The sequence below is a fragment of the Bacillus sp. ok061 genome, assembly GCF_900108285.1.
Taxonomy (GTDB): domain Bacteria; phylum Bacillota; class Bacilli; order Bacillales; family Bacillaceae_G; genus Bacillus_A; species Bacillus_A thuringiensis_S.
The window spans coordinates 1-13,584 of record NZ_FNUW01000054.1 but is presented as its reverse complement, the minus strand read 5'-3'; the positions used below and the strand labels follow the sequence as shown (position 1 = coordinate 13,584).

Sequence of the window (13,584 nt, the reverse complement as noted above, 5' to 3'; positions counted from 1 at the left end):
CGTTCACGGTACCTTTGGTAATGTCACTGATCTAGGTCCGTTTGTACCTTCTGGTGTTGGAACTGTTGGAACTGTTATTCCAGTAAGATCTGCAAGTCCACCCCCTATAAATACTCCTGGAGCTTTTACTCTTAATGCTGATGGGTCTGTTACTGTAAATATAGCTGGAATATACGAAATATCAGGTTCAGTTCTTCTAGCACCAGGTAATACAGGAAGTTTTGGAATTCAAATCAATGGAACAGGTATCGTAGTACCATTTATGAATTCTTTTGGTACTGCTGGAAATACAATAGGAACAATAGAAATCAATCGAACTACTATTCTTAATATTGCAGCAGGTGATGTTGTATCAATAGGTTTATGTACTAGCAATGCACCAACAGTACTACTTTCTTTAGGGGTTAATGGAGGAATTGGTACTAATGCTTCTACACTATCATTTGTAAAAATAGAATAGTTTTTAAAAAATAATTAACAAGGGATGATTTTTATATTAAACAAAAACCATCTCTTGTTAAATAAAATTTAGCAACTTTGAAATTTGGGTATCTTTGCCCATCCCGCGAAAAGGGGGCTTAATACAAAATATTCCAATCTATTGGCATTTAACATTTTGGGTTACCTGGATCAGGTGGTGCTAGCAAAATAACCTTAGTTATAATCATAGCGAGGGATTAACTGGACTAAACGGATTTGTAACAGAAACATTCGTTTCTGTTACATTTTTTAAAAAATTCTAAAACTAGATAATATTGAATTTTGATATAACTAAATACTGTCTCAAAAATAATTTGTCACAATATAAATTTTCTACCTTTTTGTTACACCAATGGGTTATTAATCGATAGTTTATGTCTTATCGGGATCACATCCCGAAAATGCGGATTTACAACGTTAAAAAGTTTGTATTATTAAAAATAAATGGTTTAACAACGATAAAACTTTTGAGATAAAACATATGAGACATTTGGAAACCTTATTTTATGTAAAAATCTCTAAGTCTCAATAGACTCTACTCTATTGGAATTGTGAAATAATACACTTAAACTAACAAGCAAAAAAGTTGAAGAAAGATAAAGTAATTTATGGTAAAATACAGGAGTAAAATTGTTAAATATTTCTATATTTCTCAACTTAAATAAAAAAAGAAGGTATGCTAAATGTTTAAAAATCGGCCGAAATTAGGTTACATAGTCAATTTAGTAATCACAGTTATTTGCATTTACATTTTTCCAATGTTTATTCTAAAAAACCATCCGTTCTACGGATTCATTTTGGGATTGATCCTTGCCATAATAATTAATTCTCTTTTAGGCGCGAAATGGAGCCCTGAACGAAAGTTCTTTAATTAAAAAAAAGTGAAGATAAAATATTTAACGCTGAGCTACAAACAGGCGTAATTATAAAATAAACATCATTATTCTTAAAGTAAAAGGAGCTGTAGTTTAAGAATAAATTTAATCAATTTCATCAGGAATCTGCTTTTTCAGTGTATTGAAACTTCCTTGTCGTTGTAAATCCACATTTTCCTAACGCTACCCCTATATCATATTTCTCCTTTAAAATTAATTAAAAATACATTATATGTATATAACAATTAAAAAATAATGATATAAAAAATAGGACTTAAATCTATTATTAAGATTTAAGTCCTATTCAAAGATAAGTGGATTCTACCAAAACGTAATATAATATATGCTGATCTTTTTTAATATGCATCTAGTAAAAACACATTTTTTCAGTCCCTCCTTGTTTTTAGGTTTGAGATCTATGGTTCAAGTCAAACTATATTAAAGAAGCTAGACTTTTATGATGGAAAATAAACTATTGAATATTTGTTTACATTAGAAATCGAAAGATATTATATATATACTAAAATTATGAAATAAAGATCCGCAAAGTCCTGATGATACCTCATATACAATTTTTATCCAAACATTTATTCTAAACTCCCATATATTATTAGTAGCATTGATTAATATTATAAAGGAGTAATACTAATGGAAACTACGAATAGTAAACCTTATGTAAATACTACTAAAGGAGTATTTACCTCTATAAAATTACAAACAGCTATTGATCAAGCTTTTCGAATACCTGTATTTTTAAGCACAGTAAACACTTTAAATCAATTACAACAACAATTTTTAGATCGACTCATCTTAGAAATTGAACAAGCTCTTCTATTTCCTCGTACCATACCCCGAAGTGATCAATATCCTGAGTCACCATTGACAAGTATAAGACGAATGATATTATCCAGCTATGGTTTAATAGCAATAAATTTCCAAAGGTTTTTTATCCAAGGAATTAAAACAAACGTAGGAGCATTTCAACCTACAGAACCATTTTGGGAAGGAACTCCTTTTTCTCAAATTGAACCTTCCATGGGTTATCAATATGGGCTTCCTTTATTATTGATACGAGAAACAGGAACTGATAATAACAGAGGTATTTGGCAATTAGGAAATGCTCCATTCTTGATTTTAGATTGGAATTCTGAAACTCAATCCATAGATTCATTTTTTAACAGTGTTTCATGGAAACAATTCTTTGCTAATTGGATAGGTCACGTAAGAAATGGCTATTACCTTCAAACAGAACCAAAATTTAAATACTAATCTATCTTTCATAAAAAGAAGTCTAATAATCTATATTAGACTTCTCTTCATAAAAATTAATTATAAAATTTTAAATAACACCTTTCATTAACATACTAAATAATCCAGTTAACAAACCACCTATGATTAAACGCAAAATCCATGTAGTATTAGCACTTATTTTTTCTAGTTGTTTATTGATAGTTAAAATCTCCTTTTCATTTACTAATATCCTCGATTCTAAAACTCTTATATCATGTTGTATCTTTTTTTGATCTAATTTTAATTGCTGAATCTTATCTTTTAATTCACAAAGTTCTTCCATACATAATACTCCTTATTTAAGCTTGTCTTATATTACTCTAAATAAAAAGTTACTTAATATTTATATGCGACTTAAATTATTAAGTATAGATTTTCTTCTTACTTTTTGTTCAAAACATTAATAATATAAACATTTAAAATAAACAAACCAATAAAAAATAAGAAACAAACTTCCTTAAGACTGTCAGATAGTAATGAATTCAACACCTAAACAAACCAATTTCTATAACAATAAAATTGGTTTGTTTATATACTGACAGGACTATATATTGACTTACCTATTAATGATCTACTTTAAATTAAAAATCAAACAATAATAAAAATTAGAACAAAAAAACAATATAATAAATGATTTTTTAATTTAAATAAAAAATCCACTCTTAACTAAACTCATATACTCACACCATCCTTTCTAGACGAGCATAAGATATACTAACGAACGAAAGGGGGTAATATTATGGGTTTTGGTTTTGGTGGAGGTTGTGACTTTAACAGATGTAATAGTCATCATAGAGAACAACCAAGAAGAGAAGAACAAACTGTTAATGTAAACAATATTAGTAACCCTGAGTTATTACAATTTTTAAGAACATTAACTCCTGGAACTTGTCTTGTTATTCAGTACGATTGTCAGCCACCTACAAGTGCAACATTCCAAGGGTTCCAAGGTAACAATGTAATAATTCTCTCAGACTTTGATTGTTTCCCTGGATTAGCACGTATTGCAATTAATAAAATTAACGTAGTCTCTGTAAATTCACCTGATTGCAGCCGTTTTTGCTGTAAACGTAGAAAGTGTAGAGAATGCGATCATCATCATCATGATGAGTATGAAATCTAGATATTAAAAAAAAAGGAAAACACATTCCCTTAATTTTATAAGCTTACTTTTGCAAGAAAAACACCTATTAATAAAAATAGGTGTTTTTCTTTTCTGTTTTTTTCGAAATAAACAATAATAACAAACCATTTAATAAATACAAACATAGAATAATGTAAGGGACAGCATCCAAGCGTTCCAAACACCCATGCCAAGAAATAAAACTACAAACTATTTCTTGGCCCCTTTTACATAAAAAAATAAATTTTATTAAAAATGTACAAGCTTCTTTTCACTCTACTCATAACATATTAATAAGGATTTATTAATCCTTAACTCCACTAACTCCAACTCAAAATTACCCAAAACAAAAAAACAAAACAGAATGATCTAGATCATTCTGTTTTGTTTTTTATAAAAAATTAAAATGTACAAACCAAAAACAACAATAAACATAAAATAAATTTTATATCCTTCCTATCTATTCTATTTTTCTTTAGAGGGATCTTTTTACAAGCATCCCTCTTTTTTTATACATATCTTTTTCAAAAAACAAACAAAGTTCTCTTTATCATTTAATTTTAATTTATTTACCAAATAAACGATTCCAAAAAGATTTCTTCTGTTCTGAAGCTGCTACTAATTGCTTACTATCTTGTATCTCTCTTAATACCTGCATTAATTGAATATCTCTTTGTTCTTCTCTTATTATTCTCTGAGCATCAGTTTCTTGTAAAAGTTTACTTTGCTGATCTAATCTTTGAATTAACTCTAAATTAAGTTGTTCTAATCGTTCTATACGTTCCGTTAGTGCTTTTATGTGTTCTGTATCTGCTACGCTCTCTGTAGCGACAGTTGCTATCTCATTTTCTCCAACACTTGCAATTGCTAAATTTACAGCCTGTTCTAGTGTTACGCTCTTCTTGTTCATAGCCGTTACTAGCCGTTCTATAGTTGCTACGTCTGTATGATAAAAAATTCTAGAATTATTATTACCGCGCTCGAAAGGATACCCGGCTTCCTCTAGGGCAAGGCAATATTTACGCAAAGTACTTGATCCAATCCCTAAGTTCTTGGCTACCTCAGATCCCCAATAAGTTTGAGCCATATTTTGTCCTCCATCTGTTCTTCAGTTGCTACTTAGTGTTTTCCTTATTTAAAAAGGTAACACCTTTTTTTTCTAATTAAAAGAAAAGCTTTCAATTGTTTTTTGAAGTTTTCTAAAGTAAAACACTATAAGAAGTCACCATATCATTTTAAGAAAATTGTACGCTAAGGGATTTATAAAAGTCATAAAGACTTAATAAACGTTTATAAATATTTTGCAACATGTTTATAAACTCGATAAACCTTGATTTTATAAGGATTAAAGTTATGTCCTTAAAGGTATACCTTTACAAACCACAAGTACTTTTCCCATTAGTGAAAGGAATATTCCAGTTAACATTTTAGAAAACATCGAATTTACAGTACCAAATAGTCCATATTCAACTAAAAAATAGTCTTAACGTACAGAAAATGCATTAAATGTGTCCAAATTGTGACATAACGTACAATTTTCTTTTTTTTGATATGGTGTGACCCCTACTATACTTATCATTGTATAAGCTTAGCTTGATAGCAATGTGATGGGACCTAAAAATAAAATTATAAAAAACAATAAGCTGTCCATATGGACAGCTTATCTTGTATATTGAAAAAATATATTGGAATTGATGCGAAATAAAAACTCCAGTATATTAAGACAAAATATACTGGAGCAAAAGGAAATATGCAATATGTCACATACTATATATATACTTGGACAATACATTTTGTGTAAGGTTTTAAAAAGTTTATTGTTTAATAAATGAGGTAATGTCACAACTTGTCTATGTTTGTCATATCTTATAACGATATTTATTTTATAAAATTTGATAAACAAGAGATGTGTTAATATGTCACAAGCAAATATACCGAATATTACACCTAATATTTCATTAACAAGAGAAGAATCAATTAATTTAATATTGGCTTCTATTGCGTTAGAAGAATTAGGATTGGCACATATTATTAATGCAGAAGCAGAAAAGATTCAATACGTATTGGGAACTCTGAGTGGATTATCACCCGCCGCTACGTTGGATGAGATTTTAGAAGTCAATGAAACTCCTGAGGAGTGCTTTAAACGTGAAGCAATGGAAGAGGGTTACGTTGAAGGTAAATGTAATCTTCTTGGATACATAATAGTTGATCACAACGAAAATCCAAAATGGGATGAAAAAAGTAAATATCCTAAAATTGGTTATCAAGTGTTCTACCGAATGGATATTAAAGAATTCCGTGCTTTTGAAGGTAAGCATGAATCAGCCCATAGGAAATTAATTAATCCAAATGAAATCACAGTTCATCATCATGAATGGCATAGCGTATATCAATCTATATTAGACTATGCTCTTTATACAGAAGTCTAAATTGAAAAATTATCTTGAACGAAAAAATGCAATACTTGAACAAAGGTATTATATTAACTTCCAATAAAGAACATTATGTAAATAAGCTGTCCACTTGGACAGCTTATTGTTTTTTTTGCTTAGTGTACAAAATTCTCATTTTGTTGGCGGTACCCCATAATGCTAAAATTATGATTTCTAACGTCTTCTTTTTCATTAAAAGTTAAGCACCCCAAATCCCCTTAAAAAAGTTGCATTCGGAATATTGCAACAAAATCAAAAAAAGACCCTGCAAGAAGGTCTTTCATCAGCTAATATTAAGCTATTTGAACATTAGTAGCTTGTGCGCCACGTTGTCCTTGTTCTACTCCAAACGTTACACGTTGTCCTTCGTCTAAAGATTTGAAACCGTCGATTTGGATAGCTGAGAAATGTACGAATACGTCTTCTCCACCTTCACGCTCGATGAATCCAAAACCTTTGTCTGCATTAAACCATTTTACTTTACCTTGTTCCATAATTGTTGCCTCCTAGTATGGATACCCACACATGTGTTACTACCCTTGCTCAAATACCTTAGACGAAAAACAAAATTTATTCTTAATCTCAAACCGAACAAAAATAGGTCATTCTTAGATTAACATATTTTCTAAAAAATAGCAAATTTCAAAAATAAGTCCTTATGGTAACTAGCCACTAATAGTGGTTGCTGGAGAAAAAGTCACTATGATAGTTATCACAACAAGAAGTTACCAAAGAATCTCAACAATAGCATTGGTTAGATTTTTTTCAGACATTCAACAACTGATAAAATAAGATATTTTCGAGTTATTTTTTACTTAATATGATTTTGTTCTGGTTTTTTGGTGTGAAATTTGCTTTTTGGCTAGAGTGCTGGCTCGTCGTGTGGGGACGAACCCCCACGTATTACGTATCTATTTTTAGAATAAGAATTATCTTGGGACGAATGACCTAAGCGGTTCGGCTCGTATACTTGCTAGTCCAAGTCGAGAACCATTGCTTTGCTTTTTGTCTGTCGGCTTGGCGAGAAAAGCACACGAGCCGAAAAAAGTTTTGCAAGGACATAATAAAAAAGAAAAGACGATAGTCTTTAGGTGAGGATGAACGAACCGATTTTTTTATTATGAAGGTGGAGATTTTTGAGTGTTGTTTGCTCAAAAATACTACCTGTTCCTTGCGGAACTTTTAGCCCTATATATAAGAGTGAGAAGAGCAAAGTGAAGAAAGTCAGTAATAGCAAGCTTTTGAGAGGGTGGGGGTGTTCGAAAATTCGAACACAGGTGTTCGAAAAAAGATACACCTAAAAAATGGAAAAAACGCAAAAAAAGAAGATGTCAATTATAAATGACATCTAAAATAAATATATCGGTAAATTGTGTTTTTTCTTATCTCCATCTACTTTAAAGTTTCTAAGAGACTTCTTAAAAATCTTCATAGTAGCCTTATCTACTCCATCTTTAGGAGAACAACATAGAATATTAGGATTCACAAACCATGTACGAGAACTACAAATACGTCCATCCTCAGTAGTCATTCCTGATTCTGCAACTGCTAAAATTCCCTTTTCTAATAACCCATTCATTAAAACAGAAAGATTACTTCTACCTTTTCCTAACTTTCTTGCTAAATAACTCGGTGTAGCTGCATCTGCATCTATTTCATCTGAATCTTCATCTGAACATTCAACTAAAATATTAGTTTTAAATTCTATGTATGGTATTAAATCAATTAAAAAAGCTTTTTCAGCATTTGTCAGATATCCAATTTTACATAAATAATTAATATTATCAGTAATTATCTGCACAAATCTCACCCGATCTGTAGGTTTTTTCTTTTTCCCTATAAAATACTCTTCTCCACCAGACATTTTACTTAATACTTGTAGCATAATGACTCTTTCTTCTTCAGAAAGTCCACCACTACCTTCAAGTTTTTCATAAATGCTATTAATCTTACTATCTCTTTCTTTTGCCTTTTTTTCAGCTTGTCCGAAATCAATAATTTTCTTTGTCATATCTAGGTTAATTCCTCCTTAATTGTGGGAATCAACAAAAACACCTATTTTTTGCTATTTGATTATAAATCAAATTGTGATAATCTATAATCAGATAAGTTAAGTTTAGGTATTTTCGTAGAATACCCTATGAAAAGAGTCATGTTACCGCATGGCTCTTTTTTTCATTCTATCACGTTTTCAATAACCTTAAAGATAAAAACAAAGTTTCCTTACTATTTTACCTCTCCATGTCCAATCCACGATGTCTATTCATTTCTTTTTTATGCTCACTTTCAAATTGATTATCTATTCCCTTACTATCCAATTCATTTTTAATAATCGTTCTAAACGTCTTAAATTGCTCCTTAAAAACTTTTTTCGTTTGTACATACAAAACTCTTATATTCGCCTGTAAACCCTTTATATGAGCTTTTAATGAACTGATTTCTCTATTTAATACCCCAACTTCCTTTTGCAACTTACTTTTTTCTTGTTTCAATGTTCTATTTTCTTTCATCCAACCTTCTGCAGTCATTTTTAAACTTTCATACTCTTTCACAAAATCTGTTTCTCTCAAACGCTCATAATCCTTTTTGATAGTGACCGCTGCATTCACTTGCTTTGTTACTTCTTGATATTGTTCTGGTGATAACACATAATTTCTTGTCTGGTTCTTCGTGATCTCAGCTTTTCCAAACATTTTATCCTGTACTTCTACTACTACTTCTTTACGTAAAAATGGAATTTTAACAAGTTCATTTGGCACTTGATCTGTAGCACTATCTAATGCTTTTTGCATTTGTTCTACTCTTTTTTCTAACTCTACCTGACGCTGGCCAATTAGCTGTAGTTTTTCACTTTCACTCTCTACTTGTTGTTTCACTATGTCTAATTCTTTTTGCTTATCAGTAACATCACTTTCCAAACTTTTTTTGATTACTTGTAATTCGTTTGTTTTTTCTTCAACATTTTTTAAATCATGGTCAATCGTTTGTAACTCTGTTTCTTTTTCTTGTACCTGGTTTTCAATAGTTGACTTCGCTTCTGCATATTCCTTGTATTGACGAACTTTCATGTACTTATGAGAGCCTACATTAGCACGTTCAAAATTCGGAATATATTTTTCCGCTAATTGCTCAATATAAACCGTTTCCGCTTCTCTCCAATGCCCAATTAACTGTCTTCCCTTTCCTTCGACACCTTGTTGCTGCAAAGCTCTATCCATTCCGACACGCCTCGTTAATCCTCGACTACTTTCGAAATTTGGTACATAGTTAATATGTAAATGTGGATTCGCTTCATCATCATGTAAAACCATGTTATAAACTGCTAGATTAGGGTTTCGCCTTTGAAACGCTTCAGCATACTGTTTTAACGCTTCCTTTTTGGCTTCCCTATATTTCGAGTCGTCTTTACCTTCCCCAATCGCCACGACTAATTCTCGTTGTTCATGTGTCTTATCATCTTTATGTATTTTGTCATAATAATCATCAATTTTACGATCATTCCGTTTTTGTTTCTCATTATACTTGTCCACTGCTTCTTGAAAGACATCCTTGTATACACTTCGGATATCCTTTTGAACAAAGTAAATATTCTCATGTAATCTGGCTGGATCAATCCCAGGATTTCCATGAACATTTTCTCTGTTATTATGACTCAATGAACTTTGGTGGGATTGATTAAATGAGATAGAACCCAACATAAAGTGCCACCACTTTCCCTAGATTAATTGATACCATCAGTCTAGCAAAGCGACGAAATGATGTCAATTAACGTAACCCTATACGTATTTTGACACTAACGCATCAAAATCGATAGGGGTCTGCGACGCTTTTCGGCTATGCCGAGCCACTTACTACGTGGCAAAAAACAAACCGTGGGCTTTGCCCAAACCCACTGGGGAACCCTTCCCCAGACCCCCTCAATCGAACTCCCCAACCCCTCAAGCCTTGAGGGGCTCCCTCGCCGGTTGGCAGGAACAAACGGTAGTTTGTTCAGTGCCAAGAGGGTTTGGGTGTAGTGCGGTTTGTCAAGTCAAATACTCCCTTTGCTTCGCTAGGTCCGTTTTGATTGACCAACACCCTTTTTCTCTATAACAGGTTTTTAGCTAATACACCAAGTACTCCTGTTAACAATCCGCTTACGATCAATCGTAAAATCCATGTAGTATTTGCACTGATTTTATCTAATTGTTTATTAATAGTTAACACATCCTTTTCAGCTACTAGTATTCTTGCTTCTAAATTTTTCACATCATGTTGTATAGCTTTTAAATCTAAATTCATTTGATTAAAATCTTTTTCTAGTTCCTCCAATTTTGTCATATATCATATTTCTCCTTTAAAATTAATTTTAAATACATTATATGTATATGGTAATTAGAGAATAATGATATATAAAAAAAAGGACTCAAATCTATTATTAAAATTTGAGTCCTCTTCAAAGATAAGTGGATTCTACCAAAACGTAATATAACTTATGCTTGTCTTTTTTAATATGCATCTAGTAAAAACACATTTTTTCAGTCCCTCCTTGTTTTTGGGTGTAAGATTTATGGTTCAAGTAAAACTATATTAAAGGGGTCCAACCCAGATACTTGTAAAAATAGGTCATAGAATTACTTTTAATTTCAAGGTAAAAATTTATTAAGCTTATCAATATTGTTTCTGTTGTTTCGTCTATTTTTATTAAGTGAATTGTCTATTATGAGTTAACCCTAATCATCCATTAGTTAGCTATGACAACGATTTTATATCTGTTTTATCGAATCATGTGCCGATTGTGACTGTATTATCGGCTCTTGCAGCTGTCGTTTTAAAAGTAATTCAAGTTGTTTTACATCGAGTTGCTGATTTATTGTTTCAAGTGATAGGAATAAAAGAGAAATTCCGAGCGCGTTTAGAAGCGACTCAACTACCTGTAGCATTTCGCATTGAACAAATAGAAATTGCATTAAAAGAACAACAGCAAAAAGAAATCATACAATAAATAAGGGATTTATGATATAATAAGTGTTCATCACTAGTTAATTTAAGGGTTTCATCCTTTTAAAAAAGTTCTTTATATATTGTATATAAAGGGCTTTTTTTACGTTTATTTATTTAAAATTATGATAAAATTGATAAGACTACATTTGAAAATGTGGGTTCAAGTTGCTGTTTGACTGAATTGCACCAAAAAACCAATTCCATTACACGGGAATTGGTTTTTTGGTTTTGGGTGTGTTTCGTTAGCATAATTATTGACAGCCTAAGGGAGATTTGTCTCTTTATTGTTTAGTATAACTAAAATAAAAAGAAAATTCAAAATTAAATAATGAATTTTTACATATTTTCAAATTCATACGAAAATATGTAAATATATAGGTTATAATAAGTATTGAAACACTCTCCTATGTTTCGAGTGATTGTATCTGTTATCTGTTTTTTGGTGCGAAATCTGTTGGTAGATTTTGCACTTTTTTATTTCTTTTTTAATAAGATCAGTGTGATTTTTTAAAAGGCGAAATTAGTATGTTTGGTAGTAAAGAAGATGATATTAAAGAATATCTTATAAAAGAAGGCTATGAGATTAAAAAATATTTAAGAAAAAATGGAGATTGGTACTATTTTAAAGTACATACTTTTTGGTCAGGGACTCACATAGTAAAAGTGAAAGATGGGTTATTCAACTTTAGAATGGAAAAAGCGTAAACAGGGAGGTTTATTCCGTGTAAGTATACTTACAGTATCGACAAAAAGAAAAACCACAGGAATTGCTGTGGTTTTTCTTTTTGTCGACTAAGATGATTTATTTTAGATGCCCATAGTATTGTATGTTGGATTATATTTGTATGTTCCAAAGTAAACTTTTAAATATTAGTTTACATTCAAATCTCCTAAAGCACTGACTTCAATCCAAATACCCTGATATCCGTAAAATACACAACAAAAGTATACATTCAATACACTATAAATTAAGTGATTAAAAACATTATAAGAAAAAAATGAGTATCTCATCACTATTAAGATACTCATCCAAAGAAAGCATAAATTAACTATTAGTATTTAGGCTCCTTACTGTATTTCTTTACAAAAAAACGCCATTATTAACGTAATAATCCCTATACTTAAACCAAGTAATTGATCTAACAAAATTACATCACGAAAAATCCAACGTATAATAAATCCCACACCAAATACTAATACAAGTAAGAGACCAAAATATCTTAGTCCTCCATACCCACACCCCTTTTAACTTCACAACTAAATTATACCGTATTTTGGGATTTGAATAAGAGTATCTACATTAGTTAACATAACACCACTTATCAGTATTCAATATATCTAGAAAAAAATCCTTCAGCAAGTAAACTGAAGGGGTTTCTTATTTACATAATTATCGTTATTGGTAGCAAGGAAAAGGAGGAACCCTTATGAGAGTAAGGGTCCCTCCTTTTTTGTTCTAGGGATCTGTGCATTTTTTTATACATTCCTATTCTGGTGCCGTTTTATAGCTCTCATTTAGTATTAGATTAACCAAAAGTATAAAATCTTGTATGCTCTTAGCGTGTTTTTTTTCAAAATGTTGGTGGTACTCCTTTTAAAGTATTTGAACATTTACATTTCACATCTTAAATTTTTACATTCTAACAAACAGAAAAACTCACAAAACCTTTATTTATCCAATTTTTCTTTTTATTTTGTTTGTACCCACTTTAGAAAGCACAGGGTCACTATTATAATAATTTAATTTTATTACTTTATAAACTCTTATTTATTGTATAAGTCCAAGCTAAAAATAATTAATTACATATAATTTAATTGGAATTATTCTCACTTTAATTTGTTCGTGTTATACACATTCCTCCAAATTAAAGAATGATTCTTTTGTTAAAAAAAGAAAAAATTTAAATCAAGGAGAGAAAATATGGAGAATAATAACTGTTTTCATAATCACGATCATTGTAAAAATATTATTTTTTCACAAGAATGTTGTAATAATCCACAAACAGTGCCGATTACAAACCAACAATTAAATCAACTAATTACTTTGCTAAATTCTTTAATATCAGCTGTTGCTGCATTTTTTGCAAATCCCAATAATGCAAATAAATTGGTATTAATTGATCTATTTAATCAATTTTTAGATTTATTAAATTCTTTGCCTTCTTCTCCAGAAGGAAATTATTTAAAACAATTAATTCAAAGCATTTTAACTATTTTACAATCTCCAAATCCGAATTTAGGTCAATTAGCTGTATTATTACAACAATTTTACAGTGCTCTTGCACAATTCTTCTTTTCTTTAATTATTAATCCTTCAAGTTTACAACTTCTTTTAAATTTATTAATTCAATTAATTAATGCTACACCTGGACCAACGGGACCAACGGGACCAACGGGA

13 protein-coding genes are annotated in these 13,584 nt (G+C 30.6%); 7 read left to right on the top strand and 6 right to left on the bottom strand.

Annotated elements, in window-relative coordinates; all coding sequences use genetic code 11:
• Positions 1-460 (top strand): hypothetical protein (locus C4S65_RS34785; RefSeq protein WP_103945878.1); only part of this gene is annotated, 460 nt, incomplete at its 5' end.
• 1,543 nt (positions 461-2,003) lie between these two features.
• Positions 2,004-2,624: a hypothetical protein gene (locus tag C4S65_RS32700; RefSeq protein ID WP_103945877.1), complete on the top strand. Its 621-nt coding sequence runs from the start codon at positions 2,004-2,006 to the stop codon at positions 2,622-2,624.
• Positions 2,625-2,694: 70 nt separating this feature from the next.
• Here C4S65_RS32700 and C4S65_RS32695 read toward each other — a convergent pair whose 3' ends face one another.
• Positions 2,695-2,928: a hemolysin XhlA family protein gene (locus C4S65_RS32695; protein WP_103945876.1), complete on the bottom strand. Its 234-nt coding sequence runs from the start codon at positions 2,926-2,928 to the stop codon at positions 2,695-2,697.
• Positions 2,929-3,384: 456 nt separating this feature from the next.
• Between C4S65_RS32695 and C4S65_RS32690 the strand changes: the two genes are divergently transcribed.
• A complete protein-coding gene (locus tag C4S65_RS32690) occupies positions 3,385-3,768 on the top strand; it encodes a hypothetical protein (RefSeq protein ID WP_103945875.1) in 384 nt (127 codons plus the stop codon).
• Positions 3,769-4,333: 565 nt separating this feature from the next.
• On the opposite strand, the gene C4S65_RS32685 is transcribed toward C4S65_RS32690, so the two are convergent.
• Positions 4,334-4,855, bottom strand: coding sequence for a DUF3967 domain-containing protein (locus C4S65_RS32685; RefSeq protein WP_103945874.1), 522 nt, complete (start codon positions 4,853-4,855; stop codon positions 4,334-4,336).
• Positions 4,856-5,684: 829 nt separating this feature from the next.
• Here C4S65_RS32685 and C4S65_RS35575 point away from each other — a divergent pair.
• On the top strand, positions 5,685-6,200 hold the full coding sequence (locus C4S65_RS35575; RefSeq protein ID WP_258043919.1) for a hypothetical protein: 516 nt from the start codon (positions 5,685-5,687) through the stop codon (positions 6,198-6,200).
• Between the two features lie 296 nt (positions 6,201-6,496).
• Here C4S65_RS35575 and C4S65_RS32675 read toward each other — a convergent pair whose 3' ends face one another.
• The 4 genes from C4S65_RS32675 to C4S65_RS32650 all read right to left on the bottom strand — a co-directional run bounded on the left by C4S65_RS32675 (position 6,497) and on the right by C4S65_RS32650 (position 10,523).
• Positions 6,497-6,697, bottom strand: coding sequence for a cold-shock protein (locus tag C4S65_RS32675; RefSeq protein WP_000434815.1), 201 nt, complete (start codon positions 6,695-6,697; stop codon positions 6,497-6,499).
• Between the two features lie 854 nt (positions 6,698-7,551).
• Positions 7,552-8,214 carry a helix-turn-helix domain-containing protein gene (locus C4S65_RS32665; RefSeq protein ID WP_103945873.1) on the bottom strand — a complete coding sequence of 221 codons (663 nt, stop codon included), beginning with the start codon at positions 8,212-8,214 and terminating at the stop codon, positions 7,552-7,554.
• A gap of 220 nt (positions 8,215-8,434) precedes the next feature.
• On the bottom strand, positions 8,435-9,901 hold the full coding sequence (locus tag C4S65_RS32660) for a plasmid recombination protein (RefSeq protein WP_103945872.1): 1,467 nt from the start codon (positions 9,899-9,901) through the stop codon (positions 8,435-8,437).
• Between the two features lie 388 nt (positions 9,902-10,289).
• A complete protein-coding gene (locus C4S65_RS32650) occupies positions 10,290-10,523 on the bottom strand; it encodes a hemolysin XhlA family protein (protein ID WP_103945871.1) in 234 nt (77 codons plus the stop codon).
• Positions 10,524-10,980: 457 nt separating this feature from the next.
• On the opposite strand from C4S65_RS32650, the gene C4S65_RS32645 reads away from it, so the two are divergent.
• The 3 genes from C4S65_RS32645 to C4S65_RS32635 form a co-directional block, all read left to right on the top strand.
• The gene (locus C4S65_RS32645) at positions 10,981-11,187 is read left to right on the top strand and encodes a hypothetical protein (protein WP_258043918.1); all 207 of its coding nucleotides are present in this window, start codon (positions 10,981-10,983) and stop codon (positions 11,185-11,187) included.
• Between the two features lie 524 nt (positions 11,188-11,711).
• A complete protein-coding gene (locus C4S65_RS32640; protein WP_103945870.1) occupies positions 11,712-11,891 on the top strand; it encodes a hypothetical protein in 180 nt (59 codons plus the stop codon).
• A 1,216-nt stretch (positions 11,892-13,107) separates the two neighbouring features.
• Positions 13,108-13,584, top strand: a 477-nt coding sequence (locus C4S65_RS32635; protein WP_142391615.1) for a collagen-like repeat preface domain-containing protein, incomplete at its 3' end; no start/stop codon positions are given.

Excerpts from the sequence above, each read along its gene's own strand:
- C4S65_RS32700 (WP_103945877.1), top strand. The coding sequence starts at position 2,004 with ATGGAAACTACGAATAGTAAACCTTATGTAAATACTACTAAAGGAGTA.
- C4S65_RS32695 (WP_103945876.1), bottom strand. The coding sequence starts at position 2,928 with ATGGAAGAACTTTGTGAATTAAAAGATAAGATTCAGCAATTAAAATTA.
- C4S65_RS32690 (WP_103945875.1), top strand. The coding sequence starts at position 3,385 with ATGGGTTTTGGTTTTGGTGGAGGTTGTGACTTTAACAGATGTAATAGT.
- C4S65_RS32685 (WP_103945874.1), bottom strand. The coding sequence starts at position 4,855 with ATGGCTCAAACTTATTGGGGATCTGAGGTAGCCAAGAACTTAGGGATT.
- C4S65_RS35575 (WP_258043919.1), top strand. The coding sequence starts at position 5,685 with ATGTCACAAGCAAATATACCGAATATTACACCTAATATTTCATTAACA.
- C4S65_RS32675 (WP_000434815.1), bottom strand. The coding sequence starts at position 6,697 with ATGGAACAAGGTAAAGTAAAATGGTTTAATGCAGACAAAGGTTTTGGA.
- C4S65_RS32665 (WP_103945873.1), bottom strand. The coding sequence starts at position 8,214 with ATGACAAAGAAAATTATTGATTTCGGACAAGCTGAAAAAAAGGCAAAA.
- C4S65_RS32660 (WP_103945872.1), bottom strand. The coding sequence starts at position 9,901 with ATGTTGGGTTCTATCTCATTTAATCAATCCCACCAAAGTTCATTGAGT.
- C4S65_RS32650 (WP_103945871.1), bottom strand. The coding sequence starts at position 10,523 with ATGACAAAATTGGAGGAACTAGAAAAAGATTTTAATCAAATGAATTTA.
- C4S65_RS32640 (WP_103945870.1), top strand. The coding sequence starts at position 11,712 with ATGTTTGGTAGTAAAGAAGATGATATTAAAGAATATCTTATAAAAGAA.